We start from the raw sequence: 25,231 nt of genomic DNA on the forward strand, positions 1-25,231 counted from the left end.
GCCGTCGCCGGTTCACGAGGCGCCCACGCCCGATCGGTCCGAACGTGCCCTCGTCCGCATGTGATCCCCTGCGGCCGCCCCTCCCCTCCATTCGAGCCCGGTGCGCAGGTGGCCCCTAGCCTGACGCGCATGCGTGCCGTGCAGATCACCCGCTTCGGCGGCCCTGAAGTGATGGACGTCGTCGACCTCCCCGACCCCGTCCCCGGCGACGGCCAGCAGCTCTACGAGGTGAGCTCCTCGGGCGTGAACTTCGCCGACACCCACCAGACCGAGGACAGCTACCTGGCGCCGCAGACCCTCCCGCTGGTCCCGGGCGCCGAGTTCGTCGGCCGCCCGGCCGGCGGCGGCGAGCGCGTCGTCGGCCTGGTCGAGGGCGGCGGGTACGCCGAGAAGGTCGTCGGCAGCCCGCGGCTGACGTGGCCGGTGCCCGACGCGGTCACCGACGAGCAGGCCCTCGCCCTCGTGCTGCAGGGCACCACCGCTTGGCACCTGCTGCGCACCAGCGCGCACCTCGCCGCCGGGGAGTCCGTCGTCGTGATCGCCGGCGCCGGCGGGGTCGGCTCCCTCGCCGTCCAGCTGGCCAAGCGCTGGGGCGCAGGCCGCGTCATCGCCACCGCGTCGAGCCCCGACAAGCGCGCGCTGGCCGAGGAGCTCGGTGCCGACGCGACCGTCGACCCGGCGCTCGCCGACGACGACCCGAAGGCCTTCACCGCCGCCCTGCGCGAGGCCAACGGCGGCAGGCGGGTCGACGTCGTCCTGGAGATGACCGGCGGCAACGTCTTCGACGGCTCGTTCTCGGCGCTGGCCCCGTTCGGCCGGCTGGTGGCCTACGGCATGGCCGGCCGGCGCCCGCCGAAGCCGGTGCAGGCGCCCGCGCTCATGGGCACCAGCCGCGCCGTCGTCGGCTTCTGGCTGGCGCACTGCTTCAGCCGGCCCGCCATGCTCGACGACGCCATGGGCGACATGCTGCCGCTGGTCGCCGACGGGGCACTGAAGCCGGTCGGCGGCGGCCGCTACCCGCTGACGGCTGTCCGCGAGGCGCACCAGGACCTGCTCGCCCGCCGCACCACCGGCAAGCTCGTCCTCGACCCCACCCGCTGAGCCCGGACCGGGCCACTCCGCCCCGCCGTGGCGCGCACGGGAGCGGTCCGCGGACGAGCTCGGCTCCAGCGGGGCCTCCCTGTGCCGGAGGCCCCGCTGGAGCCGAGGTGGTGGGGACCAGCGCCCCGGCCGATCCCGCGGGACGGCTGAGGCGCTCCGTCAGAAGAGGCGCTGCAGGCGCCAGGCGGCCAGGCCCAGCCCACCGAACAGCAGCAGCGTGGCGATCCGGACGAACCAGTAGGAGACGTCCTGCGGCTCGGTGGTGTAGCCGATCTGGCTGCCCAGGTCGTCGTACACGGCCTCGAGCTCCGCGCGGGTGCGGGCCTCGTTGTACTGCCCGCCGGTCTCGTCGGCGATGGCGCGCAGCGCGTCGCGGTCGATCGGCACCGGCGTCACCTCGCCGCCGATCTCGATCGAGCCGTAGTCGGTGCCGAACGCGATCGTCGACACCGGCACGCCCGCCGCCGTCGCCGCCCCGATCGCCTGGCTGTTCTCCCGGCCCACCGTGTTGTAGCCGTCGGAGAGCAGCAGGATCCGCGCCGGCGGCAGCTCCTCGTCCTCGCCGACGTCGAGGGTGGACTGGAACGTGCTGATCGCGGTGAGCGAGGTGAAGATCGCCTCCCCGATCGCCGTCGCCTCCGACAGCTCCAGGTTCTCGATGGCGCCGCGCACCTGGTCACGGTCGGTCGTGGGCGTGACCAGCGTGGAGGCGGTGCCGGAGAACGACACCAGCCCGAGGTTGATCCGCTCCGGGAGGATGTCGACGAAGTCCGCGGCGGCGTCCTTCATCGCCTCGAACCGGCTCGGCTCGATGTCCTCGGCCTGCATCGACAGCGACACGTCCAGCGCCAGCACGACGGTGGCGGTCTCCCGGGGCACGCGCACCTCGGTGCTCGGCTGCGCCAGGGAGAGCACCAGCCCGAGCAGCGCCGTCAGCGTCAGGCCGAACGCGACGTGCCGCACCCACCCGGCGCGCTTGGGCAGCAGCCCGGCGGCTAGCCCGGTCTGGGAGAACCGGGCCGCGTACACCCGGCGGCGCAGCTGCTTGACCACGTAGAGCACGGCCAGCGCGACGACGGGGACGACCGCGGTCAGCCACAGCGGTGACTGGAAGCTCACGAGGGGACCTCTCTGGGGTTCGGGGCGGTCACCGGGAGGCCCCGCCGCTGCCGGCGCGCCGCCGGTCGGCGACGAACCGGACGACGTCCATGAGCCAGTCGCGGTCGGTGCGCAGCTGCAGGTGCCCGGCACCGCAGCGGCGCAGCGCCGCGGCGATCTCCCGCCGCTGCTCGGCCGCGCCCTCGGCGAAGCGGGCCCGGAAGCGCGGGTCGCCGGTGGGCACCTCCAGCGTCTGCCCCGACTCCGGGTCGACGACGGTGAGCAGGCCGACGTCGGGCAGCTCCAGCTCCCGGGGGTCGACCACCTCGATCGCCAGCAGCTCGTGCCGGGCACCCAGCCCGCGCAGCGGCCGCTCCCAGTCGGTGTCGCCGAGGAAGTCGCTCACGACGGCGACCAGCCCGCGGCGGCGCGGCGGGCGGCGCAGCGTCTCCAGCGCCGCGGCGAGGTCGCCGCGGCGGCCGGTGGTCGCCCGCGGCGTGGCGACCACCCCGCGCAGCAGCCGGTCGGCGGCCAGCCGCCCGGGCTTGGCCGGGTAGCGGTCGACGCGCTCGCCGGTGGTGACGACGGCGCCCAGCCGGTTGCCGCCGCGGACGGTGAGGTGGCTGACGGCGGCCAGGCCGGCGATGGCGAGGTCGCGCTTGTCGCACAGGCCGGTGCCGAAGTCGAGGCTGGCCGAGAGGTCGACCACCGCCCACGTCTCCAGCTCGCGGTCGGCGATCGTCTCCCGGACGTGCGGCACCTGGGTGCGCGCGGTCACCGGCCAGTCCATCCGCCGGACGTCGTCGCCGGGGTGGTAGGTGCGCGAGTCGCCGGCCTCGCTGCCCGAGCCCGGGACCAGGCCGAGGTGGTCGCCCTGCAGCAGCCCGTCGAGCCGCCGCCGGACGGTGTACTCCAGCCGCTGCAGGAGGACGTCGGCCGGGCCCTCGCCGAAGTGCGGCAGCGACCCGTCGCCGTCCCGGGCGTCGATCCCCGAACCCGGGGTGCCCGCCGGGGCGGCCGGCCCCGGCGGCGCGGGCGGAGCGCCCGGGGACGCCGCCGGGGACGCCGCCGTCCCCGCCGCACCCGGTGGGGCAGCGTCCTCCCCCGCCCGCGCGCGGGCGCGACGCCGGATCACGCCTGCGGGTGGCCGGGGCCGTGGCCGTTGCTGCCGGGCTGGCCGTTCTGCTGCGGGGCGGGACCGTTCTGCGCCGGGCCGACCTGCTGCGGGCCGTTCTGCACCGGGCCGCCCTGCAGCGGCTGGCCGGCCGGGAAGCCGGGCCCACCGTACGGGGGCAGGCCCTGCGGCGGGCCGTACTGCGGCGCACCCGGCGGCGGGACCTGCGGGCCGCCCGGCGCCGCGGGGCCGAAGCCGCCGGCGCGCTGGCGCGGGGTGACCTGCGGCAGCGGCACCGTCTGCAGGATCCGCTTGACCACGTGGTCGGCCGGCACGCCGTCGGCGAGGGCGTCGTAGGAGAGCACGAGCCGGTGGCGCAGCACGTCGGCGGTGACGTCGAGGACGTCCTGCGGCAGCACGTAGTCGCGGCCGCGGACCAGCGCCAGCGCGCGGCTGGCGGCGATCAGGCCGAGCGAGGCCCGGGGGCTGGCGCCGTAGGAGACCCACGAGGCGACGTCGTCCATGCCGTGCTCGCGCGGCTGCCGGGTGGCGACCACGAGCCGGACGACGTAGTCGACGAGCGCGTGGTGCACGAACACCTGCGAGGCGGTGCGCTGCATGCGGCGCAGGTCGTCGGGGCCGAGGACGGTCTCGGCCACCGGCGGCGTGGAGCCCATCCGGTAGATGATCTCCCGCTCCTCCTCGGGGCTCGGGTAGTCGACGAGCACCTTCATGAGGAAGCGGTCGCGCTGGGCCTCCGGCAGCGGGTAGACGCCCTCGGACTCGATGGGGTTCTGCGTGGCCAGCACGAGGAACGGGTCGGGCAGCTTGTGGGTGACGCCGCCGATGGACACCTGCCGCTCGGCCATGACCTCCAGCAGCGCCGACTGCACCTTCGCCGGCGCGCGGTTGATCTCGTCGGTGAGGACGAAGTTGGCGAACACCGGGCCCAGCTCGGTGTCGAAGGCGTCCTGGCCGGCCTTGTAGATGCGGGTGCCGAGGATGTCGGCCGGCACCAGGTCGGGGGTGAACTGCAGGCGGGCGAACCGGCCGCCGACGACCCGGGCCAGCGTCTCCACCGCGAGGGTCTTCGCGACGCCGGGCACACCCTCGAGCAGGACGTGGCCGCGGGCGAGGAGGGCGACCAGCATCCGCTCGACCAGGCGGTCCTGGCCGACGATGACCCGCTTGATCTCGAACAGCGCCCGCTCCAGCCGCGCGGCGTCCGCCGACGGCGGGACCGGGGCACCGGCGGCCGCGGCGGTGGCACCGGCGGGCTTGTCGAGAGGGGTGCTGGCGGCGGTGGTCACGGGGCTCCTCGGGTGCCGGTCCGCGCCCCCCGGGTCCGTGCTGGGCTCCCGGAGAGGCCGGTGACGGGGCCTTTCCGCCCGTCCCGGCGCCAGTGTCCCACCTGCGGCTGGCAGTCCGTCCGGTCGTGCGCGGCGGCACGCCGGGCCGGCCGCGGGCGGGACACGCCGCGAGGCGGGGAGGACGCGCCGAGCGAGCGGGCGCTGCCCCTGCACCTGGCGCCCCGTGGCTGCTAGCGTGGTCAGTGCGTCGGGCAGCTCCCCCCGTGGCTGCCCGACGCCCCAACTCCCCCGGTGCCGCCTAGGCGGTCGGCCGCACCGCGCCGAAGTAGTCGCTGCCGAACCACATCGACGTCACCTTGACGACGTCGCCGCTCTGCGGGGCGTGGACCACCTTGCCGTTCCCGATGTAGAGCGCCACGTGGTAGATCGACGTGTACGAGCTGCCGCCGCCCCAGAAGACGAGGTCGCCGGCGCGCAGGTCGGCGCGCGCCACGGTCTTCCCGCGGTTGAGCCACCACTGGTCGCGGCTGGTCCCGCCGATGCGGATGCCGGCGCGGGCGTAGGCGTACTCGGTCAGCCCGGAGCAGTCGAAGCCCCAGATGCGGGTGTCCGGCGGGATGCCGTAGCCCGGGCCGTTGCTGCCGCCGCCGCCCCAGCTGTAGGGCAGCCCGCGCTGGGACAGCGCCGCATCGACGGCGGTCTGCACGGCCGACGCCGAAGGCGCGCCGGCGCTGGTGGTCGGCGGCGGCGTCGGGTTCCCCACCGGGGCGCTCGGGGCCGGCGCGACGGGAGCCGGTGCCACGGGGGCAGGCGCGACGGGAGCGGGCGCGACGGGGGCAGGTGCGGCGGGCGCGGACGGGGCGGGCGCCGACGGAGCCGACGGCGCGGGCGCGCTCGGAACCGGAGCCGGGGCGGTGGGTGCGGGCGGGGCCTGGGGCGCGGGCCGGGACGCAGCGGCGGCAGCAGCAGCGGCGGCGGCCTCGGCGGCGTCCTGCTCCTGCCGGAGCGCGGTCACCTCCTGACCGGCGGCCTCGGCCTGCGCGATGACGGCGTCGCGCTGCCCGGCGAGCGCGGCGGTCCGCTCGCGGGCGTCGAGCTCCTGGGCCTGCGCGCTCTCCAGCGCGGCGGCGGCCTGCTCCTGCAGGGCCGCGGCCTCCTCGGACGCCTGCTCGGCCTCCTGCCGGGCGACGTCCGCCTGCTCCTGCAGCTCGACGAGCTCCCCGACGACGTCGACGCGGTGGGCGCCGGCGGCCGCGAGCAGCGCCGAGCGCTCGACGAGCTGGGCCGGGCCCTCGGCGCTGAGCAGCGCGACGGCGCCGGGCGCGGTGCTGCCCTGGACGTAGGCGTCGCGGGCGTAGGCGGCGAGCTGCCCGCGGCCGGTGACGGCGGCGGCATCGGCCCGCGTCGCCGCGGTGGCGGCGTGCTCGGCGGTGTCGCGGGCGGCCTCGTAGGCGGCCTGGGTCTGCTCGTAGTCCTGCAGCGCGATCTGCGCGGCCTGGTGCGCCTGCGCGGCGGCGGCCTCGGCCTCGGCGAGCTGGGCGCTGAGCACGCCCACCTGCGCGTCGGCGGCGGCCCGCTCGGCCTCGGCGGCAGCGATCTCGGCGTCGCCGGGTGCCGCCGCGGCGGTGCCCGGGGTCAGCCCGAGGACGGCCAGGGCGGCGACCGCCGTCCCGGCGACCCGGACCGCCCAGTGCTGATGTCGCGTGCGCGTACCCACGTGCCGACCCCTCCCGGTGCGCCGGCGACGGGGCCGGCGCGGTTCCTCGGGGCACCCGTGCGGGCGCTCCCCGGACCGGGATCGACCGGTCCGGGGCACGCGCGGAGGTCCGTCGGGGGCGGTGTCCCCCCGATGGGGGAGGCGCTAGTTCACCTGGCGGCCGCCGGTGTCGGCCCAGAACGGCTCGCGCAGCTTGAACTTCTGGATCTTGCCGGTGGCGGTGCGGGCCAGCTCGTCGCGGAACTCGACCCGCTTGGGCGCCTTGTACCCGGCCAGCCGCGAGCGGCAGTGGGCGATGATCTCCTCCGCGGTGGCGCTCTGCCCCTCGGCCAGCACGACGATGGCGGTGACCAGCTCCCCCCACTTCTGGTCGGGGATGCCGATGACGGCGACCTCGGCGACGGCGGGGTGGCTGAAGACGGCGTCCTCCACCTCGATGGAGGAGACGTTCTCGCCGCCGGTGATGATCACGTCCTTCTTGCGGTCGGAGATGGTCAGGTAGCCGCCGTCGTCGAGGGTGCCGCCGTCGCCGGTGTGGAACCAGCCGCCCTCCAGGGCCTCCGCCGAGGCGTCGGGGTTCTCCCAGTAGCCGGCGAGCACGGTGTTGCCCTGCGCGAGCACCTCGCCGGACTCGCTGACCCGCAGCCGGGTGCCGAGCGCCGGCACGCCGGCCCGGGACAGCCGCTTCGCACGCTCCTCGGGGTCGAGGTCGTCGAACTCCGCGCGCGGCCGGTTGACCGTCAGCAGCGGCGCGGTCTCGGTGAGGCCGTAGATCTGGTTGAACTCCCAGCCGAGCTCGGCCTCGACGCGGGCGATGGTGCGCGAGGGCGGCGGCGCCCCGGCGACCACGATGCGCACCCGGTCGCGGCCGGGGACCTCGCCGTCCCAGTCGGCGGCGGCCTCCAGGACGGCGTTCCAGACAGCGGGCGCGCCGGACATCATCGTGACGCCGTGCTGCTCGACGCGGCGCAGGATCTCCGCGCCGTCGACCTTGCGCAGCACCACCTGGCGGGCACCGACGCCGGCCATCGTGTACGGCAGGCCCCAGCCGTTGCAGTGGAACATCGGCAGCGTGTGCAGGTAGACGTCGCGGTCGCTCACCTGCATGTGCATGCCGAAGGTGACCGCGTTGACCCAGATGTTGCGGTGGGTCATCTGCACGCCCTTGGGCCGCGCCGTCGTCCCGCTGGTGTAGTTGATCGTGGCGGTGGCGTCCTCGTCGGGCTCGGCCCACGGGCGGGCCTCCGCGTCGAAGCGCAGCAGCTGCTCGTACTCCTCGCCGGTGCCGAACCGGTGCTCGGCCTGCACGCGCTTGAGCGAGGTCTCCAGCTCCGGGTCGACCAGCAGCACCCGCGCGCCGCTGTGCCCGACGATGTAGGACACCTCCTCGGGGTTGAGCCGGAAGTTCACCGGCACCGCCACCCGCCCGGACGACGGGACCGCGAGCAGCACCTCCAGCAGCCGGGCGGCGTTGTGGCTGACGACGGCCACCCGCTCGCCCTCCCCCACGCCCAGCGCGTCCAGGCCGGCCTGCAGCGCGCGGCCGCGGCGGGCCACCTCGCGCCAGGACACCTCGCCCAGGGACGGCGCGGGCTGGCCCGGCTCGTCGACGATCCCGACCCGGTCGCCGTAGACGAGCTCGGCGCGGTCGAGGAAGTCGCGGGTTGTCAGGGGGACGCGCATGCCGGGCTCCCGGTGGCCAGGGCTGACGGCGGGCCGCTCAGCCGCTCGACGTGGTCGCCGTCACGCTAGCCGTGTCCGCGACGATCAGGTGACCTGATCGTGCAGCGTCCTCCCGCACGGTGCGCGGTGAGGGAGGACGCCCCGCGGTGCGGGAGGACGGCCTCAGCCCTGCGCCGCGAGGACCGCCCAGGCGGCGGCCGCCGTCCCGGCCGACGCGGCGAGCGCCCGGACGGTGTCGGCGCGGCACAGCGCGCGGTGGGCGGCGGCGTCCCAGCCGGCGTCGAGCCGCCGGTGCAGCGGGACGGCGACCAGCGCCGTCACGGCGAGGACGGCGGCGAAGCAGGCGCCGCCGGCGAGCACCGGCAGCAAGCGGGTCCCCGCCGGCCGTGCGGCGAGCAGCCACAGCGTGGTGACGGCCTGGCCGGCGAACAGCGGCCCGACGACGCGGGCGATCAGCCGCTGGTGCGCCCGCTCGTAGGCGTGGAACGCGTCCGGCGGGACCTGCCGGAACTGCGGGTAGACCAGCCCGCGCACCGTCCACTGGAACCCGGCGTAGGCGGCGGTCAGCACCAGGTGGGCGACGAGCAGCGTCATGGGCGGCGCTTGGGCGGCTTGCCCCGCCACTCGAGGCTCCGCGCGTCGAGCTCGCGCAGCAGCGGGTCGCCCTCGGCGAGCACCCGCTCGGCCAGCGCCACCGCCACGGCCAGCTGCTCGTCGGACAGCTGCGCGAAGGCCGGGGAGCGGCGGCGGTCGAGGACGTCGTACCAGCGCCCGGCGACGGCGTGGTCGAGCACGATCCGGCCGAAGCAGTGGTCGGCGGTGACCACCCAGCGGCCCTCCCGGGCCCGCCGCGGCAGCTCGTGCAGCACCAGCTCGCGGTAGCGCGCGAGCTGCGCCTGCCGGTCCGGGTCGGGCGGGGCCATGGACGGACGGCGGGCGCTCAGCGGACCAGCGCCTCGACGACCGGCACGGCCTCCTCCCGGAAGGCGGTCGTGACCTGGCCGTCCTGGCGCAGGAGCGCGAGCAGGTCACGGGCCGTGTTCCCCTGCGGCCACACCGGCTGCTCGGCGGCGGCCCGCAGCGAGGCGAGCACCTGCGGGGCCGCGGGACCGATCCGGCCGGGGTCTGCCTCGGCGGCGGCCAGCAGCTCCTGCAGGTCCTCGTGCACCGCCGGGTCGGCCAGCCGCTCCAGCGTCGGCGCCGCCACCGCACGGAACGCCTCGCTCACCCGGCCCTCGGCCGCGGCGGTGCTCACCTCCCGCAGCAGCTCGCCGGCCCGGACGGCGGTCTCCCCCGCGGGGACCTCGTGGTCGAGCGCCAGCAGCTCGCCGAACAGCTCGGCCCCGGCCGGGCCGATCGCCGGCGGGCCCGCCTCCACCATCGCCACGAGGTCGATGAGCCGCTCCGGCCGGGCGACGGCCGCGAGGGTGTCGAGGACCTGCCGCCCCGCCTGCTCGTCGAGCCCGCCTGCGTCGACCGCAGTCGTGACGGAGTCACCGACCACGACGGCGGCCAGCTGCCGCGCCGGACCCTCGGCGGCCTGCACCCGGCGCAGGCCGGCCAACAGGTCCTCCCCCGCGGGGCCGAGCCCGCCGGGGTCGCCGGCGAGGGCGTCGGCGACCGCGGTGGTGGTGGCGGCGAGCCGCTCGTCGGGCGTGCCGGTGGCCGGCTGCGGTGCGAGGACCGGGGAACCCGGCGTCGTCGGCGCGGCGCGGGGCGACGCCGAGGGCTGCGACGGCGGCTCACCGGCGAACGGCCACCGGTCCCCGGCGGCGAGGAAGGAGAGGGCGCCACCGACCAGCAGGACGGTCAGCAGCGGCAGGAGCAGGCGCCGGTGGGAGCGGCGCCTGCGGTGCCGTCCCGCGCCGGGCCGGCCGCTCCCCGGGGCCGCCGCGGCCGGGGTGCCGTCGCCGGCCGCGGCCGGGGCGGTTCCGGGACCCGCGCCCCCGGGACGAGCGGCGTCGTGACGGGCGTCCCCCACGGCGTGGGGTTACCCGCCGGCCGTGCGGCCAACCGGGCGCTCCCGCGTGTCTGCGCGCACGGCAGGCAAGGGTCGCCTCACCAGCGGGCGCGCCGGCGGGGCTGGGATGATGGAGGGTGGCACTCAAGCCGGATGGACACTCGAGGGTGAGGCGCAAGCAGTGGCAGCCAGCAAGGACAGCTTCGGGGCACGGTCGACGCTCAGCGTCGCCGGCACCGACTACGACATCTACCGGCTCGACGCGGTCGAGGGCGCAGGCTCGCTCCCCTTCAGCCTGAAGGTCCTGCTCGAGAACCTGCTGCGCACGGAGGACGGCGCGGACATCACCGCCGACCACATCCGCGCGATCGCGAACTGGGACCCGTCGGCCGAGCCCGACCAGGAGATCCAGTTCACCCCGGCCCGCGTGGTCATGCAGGACTTCACCGGCGTCCCCTGCATCGTCGACCTCGCCACCATGCGCGAGGCCATGGCCGACCTGGGCGGCGACCCCAACAAGATCAACCCGCTCGCCCCTGCCGAGCTGGTCATCGACCACTCCGTCATCGCCGACGTCTTCGGCACCCCGGAGAGCTTCGAGCGCAACGTCGAGATCGAGTACGAGCGCAACGGCGAGCGCTACCAGTTCCTGCGCTGGGGCCAGGGCGCCTTCGACGACTTCAAGGTCGTCCCGCCGGGCACCGGCATCGTCCACCAGGTCAACATCGAGCACCTCGCCCGCGTGGTGTTCCCGCGCCAGGACGGCGACCGCGTCGTCGCCTACCCCGACACCTGCGTGGGCACCGACAGCCACACCACGATGGTCAACGGCCTGGGCGTGCTCGGCTGGGGCGTCGGCGGCATCGAGGCCGAGGCCGCGATGCTCGGCCAGCCGGTGTCGATGCTCATCCCGCGCGTGGTCGGCTTCAAGCTGACCGGCGAGCTGCCCGGGGGCGCCACCGCCACCGACCTGGTCCTCACGATCACCGAGATGCTGCGGCAGCACGGCGTGGTCGGGAAGTTCGTCGAGTTCTACGGCGCGGGCGTCTCGGCCGTCCCGCTGGCCAACCGCGCCACGATCGGCAACATGAGCCCGGAGTTCGGCTCCACCGCGGCGATGTTCCCCATCGACGAGGAGACCATCACCTACCTGCGGCTCACCGGCCGCTCCGAGGAGCAGGTGGCCCTCGTCGAGGCCTACGCCAAGGAGCAGGGCCTCTGGCACGACCCGTCGCGCGAGATCGCCTTCTCCGAGTACCTCGAGCTCGACCTCGCCACGGTCGTCCCCTCGATCGCCGGCCCGAAGCGCCCGCAGGACCGCGTCGCCATCACCGACGCCAAGCACGCCTTCCGCGCCGCGCTGGCCGACTACGTGTCGGCCGACGAGACCGGCGGCGACGACCGCAAGCCCGGCGTGCCGCAGAACGAGCAGCCCTACGGCGTCGAGTCCTCCGTCGACGAGGCCTCGGCGGAGTCCTTCCCCGCCTCCGACCCGGCCGGCTCGGCACCGGGCAGCGAGGGCGGCAACGGCAGCGCCGGCAAGCCGCACCACTACGAGGACGACGCCGTCTCCGGGCGCCCCTCGAAGCGCACCCGCGTGGTCATGGACGACGGCACCGAGACGGCCATCGACCACGGCTCGGTCGTGATCGCGGCGATCACCTCGTGCACCAACACGTCCAACCCGCAGGTCATGATCGGCGCGGCGCTGCTGGCCAAGAACGCCGTCGAGCGGGGCCTGAGCACCAAGCCGTGGGTCAAGACGACGCTGGCCCCCGGGTCCAAGGTCGTCATGGACTACTACGAGAAGGCCGAGCTCACCCCGTACCTGGAGAAGCTGGGCTTCTACCTCGTCGGCTACGGCTGCACCACGTGCATCGGCAACTCCGGCCCGCTCCCTGAGCCGGTCAGCGCGGCGGTCAACGAGGCCGACCTCGCGGTCGTCTCGGTGCTGTCGGGCAACCGCAACTTCGAGGGCCGGATCAACCCCGACGTCAAGATGAACTACCTGGCCTCCCCGCCACTGGTCATCGCCTACGCGCTGGCCGGGTCGATGGACGTCGACCTGAACGACGACCCGCTCGGGCAGGACGAGGACGGCAACGACGTCTTCCTGCGCGACATCTGGCCCTCGCCGCAGGAGGTCCAGCGGGTCATCGACCACGCCGTCTCCGCGGAGATGTTCAGCAAGGACTACGCCGACGTCTTCGCCGGCACCGAGCAGTGGCAGGCGCTGCCGACGCCGACCGGCGACACCTTCGAGTGGGACCCGCAGAGCACCTACGTGCGCCGTCCCCCGTACTTCGAGGGCATGCCGGCCGAGCCGGCCCCGGTCCAGGACATCACCGGCGCCCGCACGCTGGCCGTGCTCGGCGACTCGGTGACCACCGACCACATCTCCCCCGCCGGGTCGATCAAGGCCGACAGCCCGGCCGGGAAGTACCTGTCCGAGCACGGCGTGCAGCGCCGCGACTTCAACTCCTACGGGTCCCGGCGCGGGAACCACGAGGTGATGATCCGCGGCACCTTCGCCAACATCCGGCTGCGCAACCAGCTGGTGCCCGGCACCGAGGGTGGCGTCACCAAGAACCACCTGACCGGCGAGACGACGACGATCTACGACGCCTCGCGCGCCTACATCGACGCCGGCATCCCGCTGGTCGTGCTGGCCGGCAAGGAGTACGGCTCGGGCTCCTCGCGCGACTGGGCGGCCAAGGGGACGGCGCTGCTGGGCGTCAAGGCGGTCATCGCCGAGAGCTACGAGCGCATCCACCGCTCCAACCTCATCGGCATGGGCGTGTTGCCGCTGCAGTTCCCCGAGGGCGAGAACCGGGAGTCCCTCGGCCTGACCGGCGACGAGGAGTTCACCATCACCGGGATCACCGCCCTCACCGACGGCGAGACCCCGCGCACGGTCAAGGTGAAGGCGGGTGACGTGGAGTTCGACGCCCGCGTCCGCATCGACACCCCCGGCGAGGCGAACTACTACCGCAACGGCGGGATCATGCAGTACGTCCTCCGCTCGCTGCGGGGCACGGCCGCCTGATCGGGGCTGCGACATGGATCTGGGCCTGGGCGGTCGCGGGTACCTGCTCACCGGCGCGAGCCGGGGGCTGGCCTCGCGACCGCCCGGGCCCTCGTCGCCGACGGGGCGCGCGTCCTCGTCAGCTCCAGGTCGCAGGAGTCCGTCGACGCCGCCGTCGCCGGGCTCGGCGACGGCGCGTCCGGGGTGGCCGCCGACCTCGCCGACCCCGCCGCCGCCGACACCCTGGTGACGACGGCGCTCGAGCGGCTCGGCCGGGTCGACGGCCTGCTCGTCAGCGTCGGCGGCCCGGCGCCGGGCTCGGTGCTCGGGACTCCTGAGGACGCCTGGCGCGACGCCGTGGACAGCGTCCTGCTCGGTCCGCTGCGGCTGCTGCGGGAGCTGGTGCCGCACCTCGGCGAGGGCGCGGCGATCGGCATGGTGCTGTCCACGTCGGTGCGCCAGCCGATCGGGCACCTGGCCATCTCCAACGGCCTGCGGCCCGGCCTGGCCATGACCCTCAAGGCGCTGGCCGACGAGCTCGGCCCGCGCGGCATCCGGGTGGTCGGGCTGATGCCCGGCACCGTCGCCACAGACCGGATCACCGAGATCGAGGCCGCCTCCGGCGACCCCGCCGCGGCGCGGGCGCGCACCGAGAAGGGCATCCCGCTGCGCCGTGTCGGGCAGCCCGACGAGTTCGGCCGGGTCGCGGCCTTCCTCCTCTCCCCCGCCGCGTCCTACGTCACCGGCACCATGGTCGCCGTCGACGGCGGCGTCCTCCGCACCCCGTGAGCGACGCACCGGTCCTCGTCGCCTGCGCCCACGGCACGCGCAACCCCACCGGGCGGCGCCTGGTTGCCGAGCTGGGCCTGGCCGCACGCCGGCTGCGCCCGGGCCTGGTGACGACGGCGGCCTTCGTCGACGTCCAGCCGCCCACCGTGGTCGACGTCGTCGCCGGGCTGGCGGGCGAGGGACGCCCGGCGGTGGTGGTGCCGCTGCTGCTGTCGGGTGGCTACCACGTGCACGTCGACATCGCCGGAGCGGTGGCCGCGCACGACTCCGCCGTCGCCGCCCGCCCGCTGGGCCCCGACCCGCGGCTGGCCGCGGTGCTCTCCGACCGGCTGGTCGAGGCCGGCGCCGACCCCCGTGACCCACTCACCGCCGTCGTGCTGGCCGCCGCCGGATCGTCCGACCCGCGGTCGGTGGCCGACGTCGAGGACACCGCCGACCTGCTGCAGCGTTCCTGGGCGGGCCCGGTGACCACCGGCTACGGCTCGGCCGCGCAGCCCCCGGTCGCCGACGCCGTGACCGCGGCCCGCCGCGCCGGCGCCGAGCGGGTCGTCGTCGCCGCCTACCTGCTCGCGCCGGGCCACTTCCACGGCAAGCTGGCCGAGGCCGGCGCCGACGTCGTCACCGCTCCCCTGCTGCCCGACGAGCGCATCGCCGCCGTCCTGCTCGACCGCTACGACGCCGCGCTCGGCTGAGCCCCGCTGCCCCGGAGCCCGCCTCCCGCGTGCGGGAGGCGGGCCCGGGTGCGGCTACCCGACCGCGCCGGCGGCCGCCGGGAGCGCCTCGGCGGCCTCCGCCCGGGACACCCGGACGAGCGCTCCGCCGATGACCCCGGCCGCGGCGAGGAACCCGGCCGCGACGACGAACCCGAGACCCCAGCCCTCGACGAGGGCGGGCACGTACCCCGGCGCGGCGGGGGACCCCGCGGGGGCGAGGGCGTCGGTGCGTGCCGTGCTGACCGCGGTCAGGATGGCCAGGCCCAGCGCACCACCGACCTGCTGGCCGGCGTTGAGCAGCGCGCTGGCCACGCCCGCGTCCTCCTGCGGGACGCCGGCCACGGCAGCGCTGGTCAGCGCCACGAACGTCAGGCCCATGCCCAGGGCCACCGTGACCAGGGACGGCAGCACGATCGTCAGGTAGGAGGCGGTGGGGTCCAGCCGCAGGCCGAGGACGAGCATCCCGGCGGCGGCCAGCGCGGGGCCGGCGACCAGCAGCGGCCGGGGTCCGACCCGCCCCAGCAGCGGGGAGGCGATCGCGGCCCCGATCACGATCGCGACGGTCATCGGGAGGAAGGCGAACCCCGCCTCCAGCGGCGAGTAGCCGTTGACCTGCTGCATCCAGAGCACGAGGAAGAAGAAGACCGCGAAGATGCCGGCGCCGACGAACAGCGCCCCGAGGTCTGCCCCCAGCACCGACCGCGACCGGAACAGCCGGAAGTCGACCAGCGGGTCGGCGGCGCGGCGCTGCACCACCACGAACAGGGCCAGGAGGACGGCCGCCAGCGCGAGCATCCCGAGCGTCCGGGCGGAGGCCCAGCCGAAGTCGTTGCCCTTCACCAGCGCGTAGACCAGCGCGACGAGCCCGCCGGTGACCAGGACGGCGCCGGGGACGTCGAAGCCGCCGGCCCGCTCGTCGCGGCTCTCGGGGAGGACGCGCAGGGCACCGACGACGGCGAGCACGGCGACGGGGACGTTGACGAACAGCACCCAGCGCCAGCTGGCGTACTCGGTGAGCACCCCGCCGAGGATGAGCCCGATGGCCGCGCCCCCGGCCGAGATGGCCGCCCAGATGCCGAGCGCGCGGTTGCGCTCGCGGCCCTCCGCGAAGACCACGGTGAGCAGCGACAGCGCCGCCGGGGCCATCAGCGCCCCGGCGAGGCCCTGCGCCAGCCGGGCGACGACGAGCAGCCCGAGGTCGCCGGCGAGGCCGCCGAGCAGCGAGGCGACGGCGAACAGGACGGTGCCCAGGACGAAGACCCGGCGCCGTCCCAGCCGGTCGGCGAGCTTGCCGCCGAGCAGCAGGAAGCCGCCGAAGGTGAGCGTGTAGCCGGTGACGATCCACGACAGGTCGTTCTGGCTGTCCACGCCGAGGGAGACGGCGATGTCGGGCAGCGCGACGTTCACGATCGACACGTCGAGCACGACCATGAGCTGGCTGATGGCGAGCACGGCGAGCGCGAGGCCCGCACGGACCTCCCGCCCGTCCGCGTGCAGGAGGGGACCCGGCCCGGTGGGCGAGGCGATGGTGGTCACGACGACTCCTCGGTTGACTCAACGCTCGTGGAGCGATGACTCAACGAACGTAGAGCGAGCGTCGGCACCGGTCAACGGCTGTAGAGTGAACTCGTGTCCACCGACGGTCCCGCCCCCGTGTCCCGCGACGAGCGCCGTCGCCGCACCGAGGCCGCGATCCTCGAAGCGGCCCGCGCCCTGTTCGCCGAGACCGGCTTCGAGCGCGCCACCATCCGGGCGGTGGCCACGGCGGCCGGGGTCGATCCCGCCCTGGTGATGCAGTACTTCGGCAGCAAGGAGAAGCTCTTCACCGAGGCGACCCGGTGGGCGCACGACCAGGTGTCCGTCCTCGACGTCCCGCGCGAGCAGGTGCCGGCCGCCGCCCTCGCCGACCTGTTCGAGACGTTCGAGGGCGCCGGCGGCCGGGACGGCGCGGTCGCCCTGATGCGCAGCTGCCTCACCCACCCCGAGGCCAACCGCACGCTGCGCGACGACGTCATGTGCTCGGTCGCCTCCGGCGTGGCCGACCGGATCGGCGGCGAGGACGCCGACCTGCGGGCGGGACTGCTGGCCGCGTGCGTCATGGGGCTGGGCCTGTCGCGCTACCTGCTCCGGATCCCGGCCGTGTCCGAGGCGTCGCGCGCCGACATCGAGCGGCTGCTCGAGCCCGCGCTGCGCGCGCTGCTCGGACCACCGGACCGGCCGGCCGGCTGACCCCTCGTCAGGAGCCGGTGGCGACCGGGCGGGACCGGTCGGCGGTCCACTCCGACCACGACCCCGGCCACAGCGCCGCCTCGATCCCGGCTCCGGCCAGGGCGGCCACCTCGTGCGCGGCGGTGACGCCCGACCCGCAGTAGACGCCGACCGCCGTCCCCGGCCGCACGCCGAGTGCGGCGAACCGGCCGGCCAGGTCGTCACGGAAGGTCCCGCCGGCGGGCGGCGGCCTGCAGGTCCGCGACCGCCGGCAGGGGGTGCCGGCCCCTGGCGGCCGACGGCGGCGCGGCCAGCTCGGTCTCCAGGTCGACGAACACCGCGCCCGGCAGGTGCCCGCCCAGGTACCGCTCCCGGCCACGGTCGTCACCGAGCGCCCAGCGGACGTCCAGCAGCACCGGGTGCCGGGGCGCGGCGAGCAGGTCCGCGGCGCCGACGAGCACGCTCACCGGGCGGTGGCCAGCAGCCCCCGCAGCTCGGCGGTGAGCGCCTCCCGGGCGTCGCGGCGCCCCAGCCACGCGGCCGGCGTCGCCTGGAACAGCGTCGTCTTCCACCGGCCGCCGCCCTCGTCGACGGCGACCAGGGTGTGGATGCTGTGCAGGCCGGGGTCCACGTCGTCCTCGCCCGGCGGGATCATCCCGGCGTGGGCGAGCAGCACGGCCACGCCGTCGGTGACGGCCCGCACCGAGCGGACGACCGCCACGTAGGTCGCCGTCGGATGGCTACCGAACACCCGCCGCAGGTCCGAGGCGATCGACAGCCGCCCGCTGACGGTCGTGCCGTCGTAGCCGACCATGTCGCCGTCGTCGGCGAAGACCGCGGCGACCGCCGCCCCGCTGCGCCGGTTCCAGCCGTCCACGAAGTCGGCGTAGAGCGCGCGGATCTGGGCGTCGTACGGGTGGGCGGACGTCACGGAGCTCCTCCTGGTGCAGCTGGGGCAGGAGGAACGCTAGTTGCTACGCCGCACCGACCGTCCGACGCTCGCCGTCGGCGAACTGGGTCCGGTAGAGGTCGGCGTAGCGGCTCCCGAGCGCCAGCAACTCGTCGTGAGTACCTGACTCCACGATGCGACCGTCGTCGACCACGAGGATCTGGTCGGCGCTGCGGATGGTCGACAGCCGGTGGGCGATCACCAGCGACGTCCGGCCCGCGAGCGCGGCGTCGAGCGCGTGCTGCACCGCCACCTCCGACTCGCTGTCGAGGTGCGCGGTGGCCTCGTCGAGGATGACGACCCCCGGCGCCTTGAGCAGCACCCGCGCGATCGCCAGGCGCTGCTTCTCACCGCCGGAGAGCCGGTAGCCGCGGTCGCCGACGACGGTGTCGAGCCCGTCGGGCAGCGAGGCGACCAGCGCGGCGATCCGCGCCCCGGTGAGGGCCGACCACAGCTGCTCCTCGGGAGCCCCTGGCCGGGCGTAGAGCAGGTTGGCGCGGATGGTGTCGTGGAACATGTGGGCGTCCTGGCTGACGACGCCGATCGTGTCGCGCAGCGAGGCCAGCGTCGCCTGCCGGACGTCGACCCCGCCGATGCGCACGGCGCCGGCCGTCACGTCGTAGAGCCTCGGCACGAGGTTGACGATCGTCGACTTGCCGGCGCCGGAGTGCCCGACGAGCGCCACGAGCTGCCCGGGCTCGACCCGGAAGGACACGTCGTGCAGCACCGCGGTCGGCCCGCCGTGCTCGGGCAGCGACACGTCCTCGAGGGAGGCGACGGAGACGTCCGCGGCCGCCGGGTAGCTGAACGAGACGGAGTCGAACTCGATCGACCGGTCGCCGTCCGGGAGCGGCACCGCGCCGGGCGCCTCGGCGATCATCGGCGGCAGGTCGAGCACCTCGAAGACGCGGTCGAAACTCACCATCGCGCTCATGACGTCGACCCGGACGTTGGACAGCGCGGTCAGCGGGCCGTAGAGCCGCGACAGCAGCAGGGCCAGCGCGACGACGTCGCCCGGCGACAGCGACCCGTCGAAGGCCAGCCACCCGCCGAGGCCGTAGACCAGGGCGGTGGCCAGCGCCGCCACCAGCGTGAGCGCGGTGAAGAAGGTGCGGCCGTACATGGCCGACAGCACGCCGATGTCGCGCACCCGCGCCGCGCGCCCGCGGAAGCTCTCGGCCTCGGCCTCGGGCCGGCCGAACAGCTTGACCAGCAGCGCGCCGGCGACGTTGAACCGCTCGGTCATCGTCGCGTTCATCGACGCGTTGAGGCCGTAGGACTCGCGCGTGATCTCCTGCAGCCGCTTGCCGATCCGGCGCGCGGGCAGGACGAACAGCGGCACCATCACCAGCGAGAGCAGGGTGATCTGCCACGACAGCGAGAACATGACGCCGGCGGTGAGCACCAGCCCGATGACGTTGGAGACGACGCCGGACAGGGTCGAGGTGAAGGCCTGCTGCGCCCCGACGACGTCGTTGTTGAGCCGGCTGACCAGCGCGCCGGTCTGGGTGCGGGTGAAGAACGCGACCGGCATGCGCTGCACGTGCTCGAAGACGCGGGCGCGCAGGTCGTAGATGACACCCTCGCCGATCCGGGCGGAGTACCAGCGGGTGGCCACCGAGATGAAGGCGTCGACGACGGCGAGACCGGCGATGACCAGCGCGATCCGGACGATGCCGCCCGCGGTGCCGTCGAGGCGGGCGATCCGGTTGATGATGTCGCCGGCCAGCAGCGGGGTGATCACCCCGATGACGGAGGAGGCGACGACGAGCGCGAGGAACGACGTCAGCTCGCGCCGGTAGGGCCGCGCGATGCCGAGGACGCGGCGCACGGTGCCCTTCGGCAGCTCGCGCGAGGTGACCGACGGGTCCCGGCGGAAGGACCGCATCGCCGCCATGGAGGTCATGGGACTGCTCACGACACGACCTCCTCATCTCCGGACGGGGACCGGCCGCCTGTCCAACGGCGGCCGGTCCCCGGCTGTTCCGGATCCGTCGGGCGCTCAGCCCCCCTGGGCCAGCGCCGCCAGCCGCCGGGTCTGGGCGGCCCGCTCGGCGGCGTCCTGGGCCTGCGGGTCGTTGCGGACGGCGGAGCGCACCAGCGCCGCCGTCTCCCGGACCGCTCCCACCGGCGGTGCGGTGATGGCCGCGACCAGGGCCGCGACGGCCGTGTCGAGCTCCGCCGCCGGGACGACCGCGTTGGCCAACCCCCACGACAGCGCCTCCGCCGCGGGCACCGGCCGGCCGGTCACGCACAGCTCCAGTGCCCGCGCGTACCCGACCAGCTCGGCCAGTGTGCTGGTGCCGGTCAGGTCGGGCACCAGCCCCAGCGTCGCCTCGGGCAGCCGCAGCGACGCGTCCTCGGTCATCACCCGCAGGTCGCAGGCCAGGGCCAGCTGCGCCCCGGCCCCGATCGCGTGCCCCTGCACCGCGGCGACCGAGACGATCCCCGGCGAGCGCAGCCACCGGAACCCGGCCTGGTAGCCGCGGATCCGCTCCTGCGTCTGCTCGGCCGGCATGGACCCGAGCTGGCCGAGGCCGCCCGGGGTGGAGGGGTCGGCGCTGAACAGGCTGCGGTCCAGCCCCGCGGAGAACGAGCGCCCCTCCCCCCGCACGACGACCACGCGGACGTCGTCGTCGAGGGAGGCGCCGACCGCCGCCAGCGCCGTCCAAATCGCCGGTGTCTGGGCGTTGAGCTGCTCGGGACGGTCGAGGGTGACGGTCAGGACCGCCCCCTCGCGACTGGTACGGACCCGGCCGTCGGTGTCGACCGCCGTCACGCGCTCTTCTTGCTGTTCCGGTTCGCCCCGCCGCGGCTGCGCAGCGTGGCACCGGACTCCGACAGGAGCCGGTGCACGAACCCGTAGGACCGGTTGGTCGAGGTGGCCAGGGAGCGGATGCTCTCCCCACCGTCGTAACGCTTCTTCAGCTCGTCGGCGAGGGACGTGCGGTCCCCACCCGTGATCCGCTTGCCCTTGCTCAGGTCCGCCGTGCTCGAGTCGGCCATGACTCCCCTCCGTCGCCGCCGTCCGCGCCGGCCGGAGCCGTCGCGCCCGGTGCTGGTCCGCCTGGTGCCACCGTCCCCGTGACGGCGACCTCACCCGTCGATGATCACCCAGTCGGGCGACCTCGGCCACGCGAGGAGGACGACCGCGGGTGGCCCGGACGGGCGCGGGCCGCCGTCACCGGCCGCCGAGCTCCTCCCGCAGCCGGCGCGGGGCCCGGCACCACCACGCCTCGGTGATCGCCTCGTCGAGGTCCTCGACGTCGGCCCGCTCGACGTGCGCGAGCACCATCGGGTGCAGGCCGTAGCCGGCGACGGTGAAGAACACCCCCGGACGGGCGGCGACGAGGGCGTCGACCACCCCCGGGTCGGCGGTGCGCAGCCCCAGGGCCGGGCCCTGTGGCGCCCGGTCGCCGAGCCGCTCCCGCTCCCCGCGGCGCAGCAGGCGCTCCCAGGCGAAGGCCCTGCTCCCCACCCGCCAGGACCGCGTGCGCCCGCCGTCCTCCTCGACGGCGCCGGGCAGGTCCAGCGCGATGCGCCGCACGTCGTCCCAGCTCGCCACCGCCACCTCCGGGAACCGGGCCGCCGGGGCTACGCCAGCTCGACCAGGTCGGCGAGGTCCTCGCTCCAGGTGTCCTCGGTGCCGTCGGGCAGCAGGATCACCTTGTCCGGGTCCAGCGCCCGCACGGCTCCCTCGTCGTGGGTGACGAGCACGATCGCCCCGGCGTAGGTGCGCAGCGCGTCGAGCACCTGCTCGCGGCTGGCGGGGTCGAGGTTGTTGGTCGGCTCGTCGAGCAGCAGCACGTTGGCGCCGGAGACGACGAGCGTCGCCATGGCCAGCCGGGTCCGCTCGCCGCCGGAGAGGGTCCCCGCGCGCTGGTCGACGGTGTCACCGGAGAACAGGAACGCGCCGAGGATGCGCCGCAGCTCGGTGTCGGTGCTGTCGGGCGCCGCCGAGCGCATGTTCTCCAGCAGCGACCGGTCCATGTCCAGCGTCTCGTGCTCCTGCGCGTAATAGCCGATCCGCAGGCCGTGCCCGGGCCGGACCTCGCCGGTGTCGGGCGCCTCGGTGCCGGCCAGCATCCGCAGCAGCGTCGTCTTGCCCGCGCCGTTGAGGCCGAGGACGACCACGCGCGTCCCCTTGTCGACGGCGAGGTCGACGTCGGTGAACACCTCGAGGGAGCCGTAGCTCTTGCTCAGCCCCTCCGCGGTCAGCGGCGTCCGCCCGCACGGCGACGGCGTGGGGAACCGCAGCTTCGCCACGCGGTCCTGCTGGCGGACGGCCTCCAGGCCCGCGGCGAGCCGCTGCGCGCGCTTGTCCATGCTCTGCGCGGCCTTGGCCTTGGTCGCCTTGGCCCGCATCTTGTCCGCCTGCGCGGTGAGCGCGTCGATCTTGCGCTCGGTGTTGGCCCGCTCCTGGCGGCGGCGGCGCTCGTCGGTCTCCCGCTGCGTCAGGTAGGCCTTCCAGCCGAGGTTGTAGACGTCGACGGTGGCCCGGTTGGCGTCGAGGTGCCACACCTTGTTGACGACGGCCTCGAGCAGCTCGACGTCGTGGCTGATGACGATCAGGCCGCCCCTGTGCGCGGCGAGGAAGCCCTTGAGCCAGGTGATCGAGTCGGCGTCGAGGTGGTTGGTGGGCTCGTCGAGCAGCAGCGTCTCGGCGTCGGAGAACAGGATGCGGGCGAGCTCCACGCGCCGCCGCTGCCCGCCGGAGAGGGTGCGCAGCGGCTGCCCCATCACGCGGTCGGGCAGGCCGAGGGCGGTGCAGATGCGGGCGGCGTCGCTCTCGGCGGCGTACCCGCCGAGCGCGGCGAACTGGTCCTCGAGGCGGCCGTAGCGGCGCACCGCGCGGTCGCGCTCGGCGTCGTCGGCGGGCTCGGCCATGGCCACCTGCGCCTTGACCAGCTGGGCCTTGAGGACGTCGAGGCCGCGCCCGGACAGCACGCGGTCGGTGGCGCTGATGTCGAGGTCGCCGCTGCGCGGGTCCTGCGGGAGGTAGCCGATCTCGCCGGTGACGTCGACCTTCCCCGCGTGCGGGAGCCGCTCACCGGCGAGCGTGGTGAGGGTGGTCGTCTTGCCCGCCCCGTTGCGCCCGACCAGGCCGATGCGGTCGCCGGGCTGCACGCGCAGGCTGATGTCGCTCAGGAGGATGCGGGCGCCGGCACGCAGCTCCAGGCCGGTCGTCGTGATCACTGATCCCAGGGTAGGCGCTCGCACGCCGGAACCCGAGCGGATAGACGGGTGACGTCCACAGCAGGAGCCGCTGTCCCCAGTCCGGGACAGATCGGTTCCGCAGACGCCGCGGACACGTCACGATCCCCGCCATGCCCGATGCGACGTGGACCCCGCCGACCTGGGCACCGCCCTGTCCCGTCTGCGGCACGCCGGCCGCTCCGGCGCCCGCGCCGTGCCCGACGTGCGGGCTGCCCGCCGTGTCGCAGGCGGCCACGGTGGTGGCCCGGCTCGCGGCGACGATCGACGAGTTCGCCCGCGAGCGCGACGCGCTGGTGGCCACCCTGCGCGAGGCCGCCCGCACCGCGCCCGCCCGTCCCCTCGCCCCGGCGCACGTCCCGGTGGTCGCCCGCGTGGCCCGCCCGCCCGCGGCACCGGTCGCCGAGCACCCGCCGTGGGGGCCGCCGCTGGGGCCGCCCGTGGCCGGACCGCCCCCGCTCGCACCTCCCCCGCTCGCGCCTCCCCCGGTCGCACCGCCGCCCGGCCCGCCGCCGGCCCCGCGGCGCCGGCTCAGCCCCCAGCAGGTGCTGCTCGGCCTGGGTGCGCTGCTGGTGGTCGCCGCGGCGATCGCCTTCGTCGCCGTCGCCTGGACGCGACTGGGCGTGACCTTCCAGGCCGCCGTCATGGCCACGGTCACCGCCGCCGCCTGCGCCACCTCCGCCCTCGCCGCCCGGCGCGGGCTGCGGGCCACCGAGGAGGCGCTGGCCGCGGCGGGCGCCGCGCTGCTGGCGGTCGACCTGGGCGCCGCCCACGGACTGGGCCTGTTCGGCGCCGACCGCGTTCCGCTACAGCTGTGGACGGGGCTGTCCTGCGTCGCCGTCGTCGCCGCCTCCCTCGCCCTCGGCCGCGCGACGCGCAGCACGGTCACCTGGCCGCTCGTCGCGCTGCTGGCCGCCCAGCCCGCCGGGTGGCTGCTGCTCCCCGCCGACCTCGCCGACGGCGCGGCGGGCGTCGCCGTGCTGGTGGCGACCGTCCTCGGCGACGTGCTCGTCGTCCGGTGGCTGCGCCCGGCCCTGGTGCCGGTCGCGCTCACGCTGGCCGTCCTGGTCGCCGTCCCCGCCGTCCTGCTCGGCCTGCTCCTGACCTGGGTGGGCACGCCACTGGACTCCTGGCTCACGACCGCCGTCCTGACGGCGGCCGGCGCGGCCGCCGTCGCGCTCCTCCGGCAGCCCCGGCTCGCCGCGCACACCGACACCCGCCCGCCGGCCGCACTCGCGGCGGGCATCGCGGCGGCGGCGCTCGCCGGGTCGCTGTCGGGGCTCGGCGTGCCGGGCGGGGTGGCCGCGGCCGCGCTGGGCCTGGTGCTGCTGTCCGCGTGCACCCCGGAGCGTGTCGCCGGTCCGGTGCTCGGTGCCGGCCTGGCCGCCGGTGCGGTCCTCGCGGGGACGGGCGCGGCCGTGGTGGCCGACGCCGACCGCTACGACGTGCTCGCGGCGCTGGTCCTCGCCGCCGCGGTCCCCGCCGTGCTGGCCGCCGTGCTGCGGGCGCCGGTGCGTCCGGCCGCGACGGCCGCGGCGTTCGCCGCGGTGGGCCTGGCGGTGCTGACCGCGCGGGAGGGCGGGCTGGTCGACGCGCCGGCCACCGGCCTGCTGCTGGCGATCGTCGGTGCGACGGCGTTCGGCGTGGCCCTGCTGCGTGCCGGGACGCCCGAGGAGTTCACCGCGGCGGCCCCGGGCGCGGTCGCCGGCGCCGTGGCGGGGCTGGTCACCGCCGAGGTGGGCGCGTGGGGCCAGATGGCCGTCGACCTCGTCGTCGTCGGCGCCGCCGCCGGCTGCTACGCCCTCGTCACCGGCCGGCGGCCGGTGGCGGCGCTGGCGGTGGCCGACCTCGTCCTCGCGGGGTGGATCGCCGCGGCGGGTGCCGACATCCGCACGCCGGAGGTCTACACGCTGCCTGCCGCCGTCGGCCTCGCCCTCTTCGCGATCCCGGCGCTGCGGTCGGGTGCGGCGTCCTGGGCCGCGGAGGGTCCGGCGCTGGCGGTCGCCCTGCTGCCCTCGGCGCTCGTCGTCGTGGCCGAGCCGACGGCGCTGCGGCTGGCCGGCGTCGTCACCGCGGCGGCCGCGCTCACCGTCGCCGGCGCGCTCACCCACCGGCAGGCGCCCTTCGTCCTGGGCGCCGGGGCGCTGGTGGTCGTGGTGCTCGGGCGGCTGGCGCCGTACGCGCCGCTGGTGCCGCGCTGGGTCACCCTGGCCACGGCGGGCCTCGTCCTGCTGGTCGTGGGCGCCACCTACGAGCGCCGGCGCCAGCAGGCGCGGGAGGCGGTGGCCTGGGTCGCGCAGATGCACTGACCGCGCCCTAGCGTGGGCGGTGCAGCACCGGCGGAGGGGGG

At 75.8% G+C, this 25,231-nt stretch carries 23 protein-coding genes; 6 read left to right on the top strand and 17 right to left on the bottom strand.

Going from position 1 to position 25,231, the window contains the following annotated elements; translation table 11 throughout:
- Positions 1-129 precede the first annotated feature (129 nt).
- Positions 130-1,101 carry a quinone oxidoreductase family protein gene (locus BM165_RS17700; RefSeq protein ID WP_075014884.1) on the top strand — a complete coding sequence of 324 codons (972 nt, stop codon included), beginning with the start codon at positions 130-132 and terminating at the stop codon, positions 1,099-1,101.
- A 159-nt stretch (positions 1,102-1,260) separates the two neighbouring features.
- Here BM165_RS17700 and BM165_RS17705 read toward each other — a convergent pair whose 3' ends face one another.
- The 8 genes from BM165_RS17705 to BM165_RS17740 all read right to left on the bottom strand — a co-directional run bounded on the left by BM165_RS17705 (position 1,261) and on the right by BM165_RS17740 (position 10,004).
- Positions 1,261-2,220, bottom strand: a complete 960-nt coding sequence (locus BM165_RS17705) for a VWA domain-containing protein (protein ID WP_075014885.1) — start codon at positions 2,218-2,220, stop codon at positions 1,261-1,263.
- A 28-nt stretch (positions 2,221-2,248) separates the two neighbouring features.
- On the bottom strand, positions 2,249-3,334 hold the full coding sequence (locus BM165_RS17710) for a DUF58 domain-containing protein (RefSeq protein WP_244274309.1): 1,086 nt from the start codon (positions 3,332-3,334) through the stop codon (positions 2,249-2,251).
- Positions 3,331-4,623 carry an AAA family ATPase gene (locus BM165_RS17715; RefSeq protein WP_075014886.1) on the bottom strand — a complete coding sequence of 431 codons (1,293 nt, stop codon included), beginning with the start codon at positions 4,621-4,623 and terminating at the stop codon, positions 3,331-3,333. Before BM165_RS17715 ends, BM165_RS17710 begins: the two co-directional genes overlap by 4 nt.
- Positions 4,624-4,921: 298 nt before the next feature.
- Positions 4,922-6,340 (bottom strand): C40 family peptidase, encoded by a 1,419-nt coding sequence (locus BM165_RS17720; protein WP_244274310.1) that lies wholly within the window; start codon positions 6,338-6,340, stop codon positions 4,922-4,924.
- A 144-nt stretch (positions 6,341-6,484) separates the two neighbouring features.
- Positions 6,485-8,023, bottom strand: a complete 1,539-nt coding sequence (locus BM165_RS17725; RefSeq protein ID WP_075014887.1) for an AMP-binding protein — start codon at positions 8,021-8,023, stop codon at positions 6,485-6,487.
- A 162-nt stretch (positions 8,024-8,185) separates the two neighbouring features.
- Positions 8,186-8,617 carry a DUF1772 domain-containing protein gene (locus tag BM165_RS17730; RefSeq protein WP_075014888.1) on the bottom strand — a complete coding sequence of 144 codons (432 nt, stop codon included), beginning with the start codon at positions 8,615-8,617 and terminating at the stop codon, positions 8,186-8,188.
- Entirely contained in the window at positions 8,614-8,946 is a 333-nt protein-coding gene (locus BM165_RS17735; protein ID WP_075014889.1) for a hypothetical protein, read from the bottom strand. Before BM165_RS17735 ends, BM165_RS17730 begins: the two co-directional genes overlap by 4 nt.
- Positions 8,947-8,963: 17 nt before the next feature.
- Positions 8,964-10,004 carry a hypothetical protein gene (locus tag BM165_RS17740; RefSeq protein ID WP_075014890.1) on the bottom strand — a complete coding sequence of 347 codons (1,041 nt, stop codon included), beginning with the start codon at positions 10,002-10,004 and terminating at the stop codon, positions 8,964-8,966.
- A 160-nt stretch (positions 10,005-10,164) separates the two neighbouring features.
- Here BM165_RS17740 and BM165_RS17745 point away from each other — a divergent pair, with 160 nt between their 5' ends.
- The 3 genes from BM165_RS17745 to BM165_RS17755 are packed head-to-tail and all read left to right on the top strand — an operon-like array spanning position 10,165 to position 14,489.
- On the top strand, positions 10,165-13,029 hold the full coding sequence (locus BM165_RS17745; protein WP_280140728.1) for an aconitate hydratase: 2,865 nt from the start codon (positions 10,165-10,167) through the stop codon (positions 13,027-13,029).
- Between the two features lie 6 nt (positions 13,030-13,035).
- Entirely contained in the window at positions 13,036-13,797 is a 762-nt protein-coding gene (locus tag BM165_RS17750) for an SDR family oxidoreductase (protein WP_244274324.1), read from the top strand.
- Positions 13,794-14,489, top strand: coding sequence for a sirohydrochlorin chelatase (locus BM165_RS17755; protein WP_075014891.1), 696 nt, complete (start codon positions 13,794-13,796; stop codon positions 14,487-14,489). Before BM165_RS17750 ends, BM165_RS17755 begins: the two co-directional genes overlap by 4 nt.
- A gap of 54 nt (positions 14,490-14,543) precedes the next feature.
- Here the strand turns inward: BM165_RS17755 and BM165_RS17760 are convergent, their stop codons facing one another.
- Positions 14,544-16,046, bottom strand: a complete 1,503-nt coding sequence (locus BM165_RS17760) for a DHA2 family efflux MFS transporter permease subunit (RefSeq protein ID WP_075014892.1) — start codon at positions 16,044-16,046, stop codon at positions 14,544-14,546.
- A gap of 93 nt (positions 16,047-16,139) precedes the next feature.
- Between BM165_RS17760 and BM165_RS17765 the strand changes: the two genes are divergently transcribed.
- The gene (locus BM165_RS17765) at positions 16,140-16,739 is read left to right on the top strand and encodes a TetR/AcrR family transcriptional regulator (RefSeq protein ID WP_075014893.1); all 600 of its coding nucleotides are present in this window, start codon (positions 16,140-16,142) and stop codon (positions 16,737-16,739) included.
- A gap of 7 nt (positions 16,740-16,746) precedes the next feature.
- Here the strand turns inward: BM165_RS17765 and BM165_RS25230 are convergent, their stop codons facing one another.
- The 8 genes from BM165_RS25230 to BM165_RS17800 all read right to left on the bottom strand — a co-directional run bounded on the left by BM165_RS25230 (position 16,747) and on the right by BM165_RS17800 (position 22,863).
- Positions 16,747-16,908, bottom strand: a complete 162-nt coding sequence (locus tag BM165_RS25230; protein WP_208976792.1) for a hypothetical protein — start codon at positions 16,906-16,908, stop codon at positions 16,747-16,749.
- Positions 16,909-16,939: 31 nt separating this feature from the next.
- Positions 16,940-17,185 (bottom strand): rhodanese-like domain-containing protein, encoded by a 246-nt coding sequence (locus BM165_RS25235; RefSeq protein WP_075014894.1) that lies wholly within the window; start codon positions 17,183-17,185, stop codon positions 16,940-16,942.
- Positions 17,182-17,649: an SgcJ/EcaC family oxidoreductase gene (locus BM165_RS17775; RefSeq protein ID WP_075014895.1), complete on the bottom strand. Its 468-nt coding sequence runs from the start codon at positions 17,647-17,649 to the stop codon at positions 17,182-17,184. Before BM165_RS17775 ends, BM165_RS25235 begins: the two co-directional genes overlap by 4 nt.
- A 43-nt stretch (positions 17,650-17,692) precedes the next feature.
- Positions 17,693-19,585: an ABC transporter ATP-binding protein gene (locus tag BM165_RS17780; RefSeq protein WP_244274311.1), complete on the bottom strand. Its 1,893-nt coding sequence runs from the start codon at positions 19,583-19,585 to the stop codon at positions 17,693-17,695.
- An 84-nt stretch (positions 19,586-19,669) separates the two neighbouring features.
- Positions 19,670-20,446, bottom strand: coding sequence for an enoyl-CoA hydratase/isomerase family protein (locus tag BM165_RS17785; RefSeq protein WP_075014897.1), 777 nt, complete (start codon positions 20,444-20,446; stop codon positions 19,670-19,672).
- A complete protein-coding gene (locus tag BM165_RS17790) occupies positions 20,443-20,673 on the bottom strand; it encodes a helix-turn-helix domain-containing protein (RefSeq protein ID WP_075014898.1) in 231 nt (76 codons plus the stop codon). The genes BM165_RS17785 and BM165_RS17790 overlap by 4 nt, the downstream gene beginning before the upstream one ends.
- Before the next feature lie 175 nt (positions 20,674-20,848).
- Positions 20,849-21,232, bottom strand: a complete 384-nt coding sequence (locus BM165_RS17795; protein ID WP_075014899.1) for an MmcQ/YjbR family DNA-binding protein — start codon at positions 21,230-21,232, stop codon at positions 20,849-20,851.
- 29 nt (positions 21,233-21,261) lie between these two features.
- The gene (locus BM165_RS17800; RefSeq protein ID WP_075014900.1) at positions 21,262-22,863 is read right to left on the bottom strand and encodes an ABC-F family ATP-binding cassette domain-containing protein; all 1,602 of its coding nucleotides are present in this window, start codon (positions 22,861-22,863) and stop codon (positions 21,262-21,264) included.
- A 131-nt stretch (positions 22,864-22,994) separates the two neighbouring features.
- Here BM165_RS17800 and BM165_RS17805 point away from each other — a divergent pair, with 131 nt between their 5' ends.
- Complete coding sequence (locus tag BM165_RS17805; protein ID WP_075014901.1) at positions 22,995-25,190, top strand: SCO7613 C-terminal domain-containing membrane protein; 2,196 nt, start codon at positions 22,995-22,997, stop codon at positions 25,188-25,190.
- Positions 25,191-25,231: the final 41 nt, after the last annotated feature.

The organism is Geodermatophilus obscurus, assembly GCF_900115395.1.
In the GTDB taxonomy this organism is placed as follows: Bacteria; Actinomycetota; Actinomycetes; order Mycobacteriales; family Geodermatophilaceae; genus Geodermatophilus; species Geodermatophilus obscurus_B.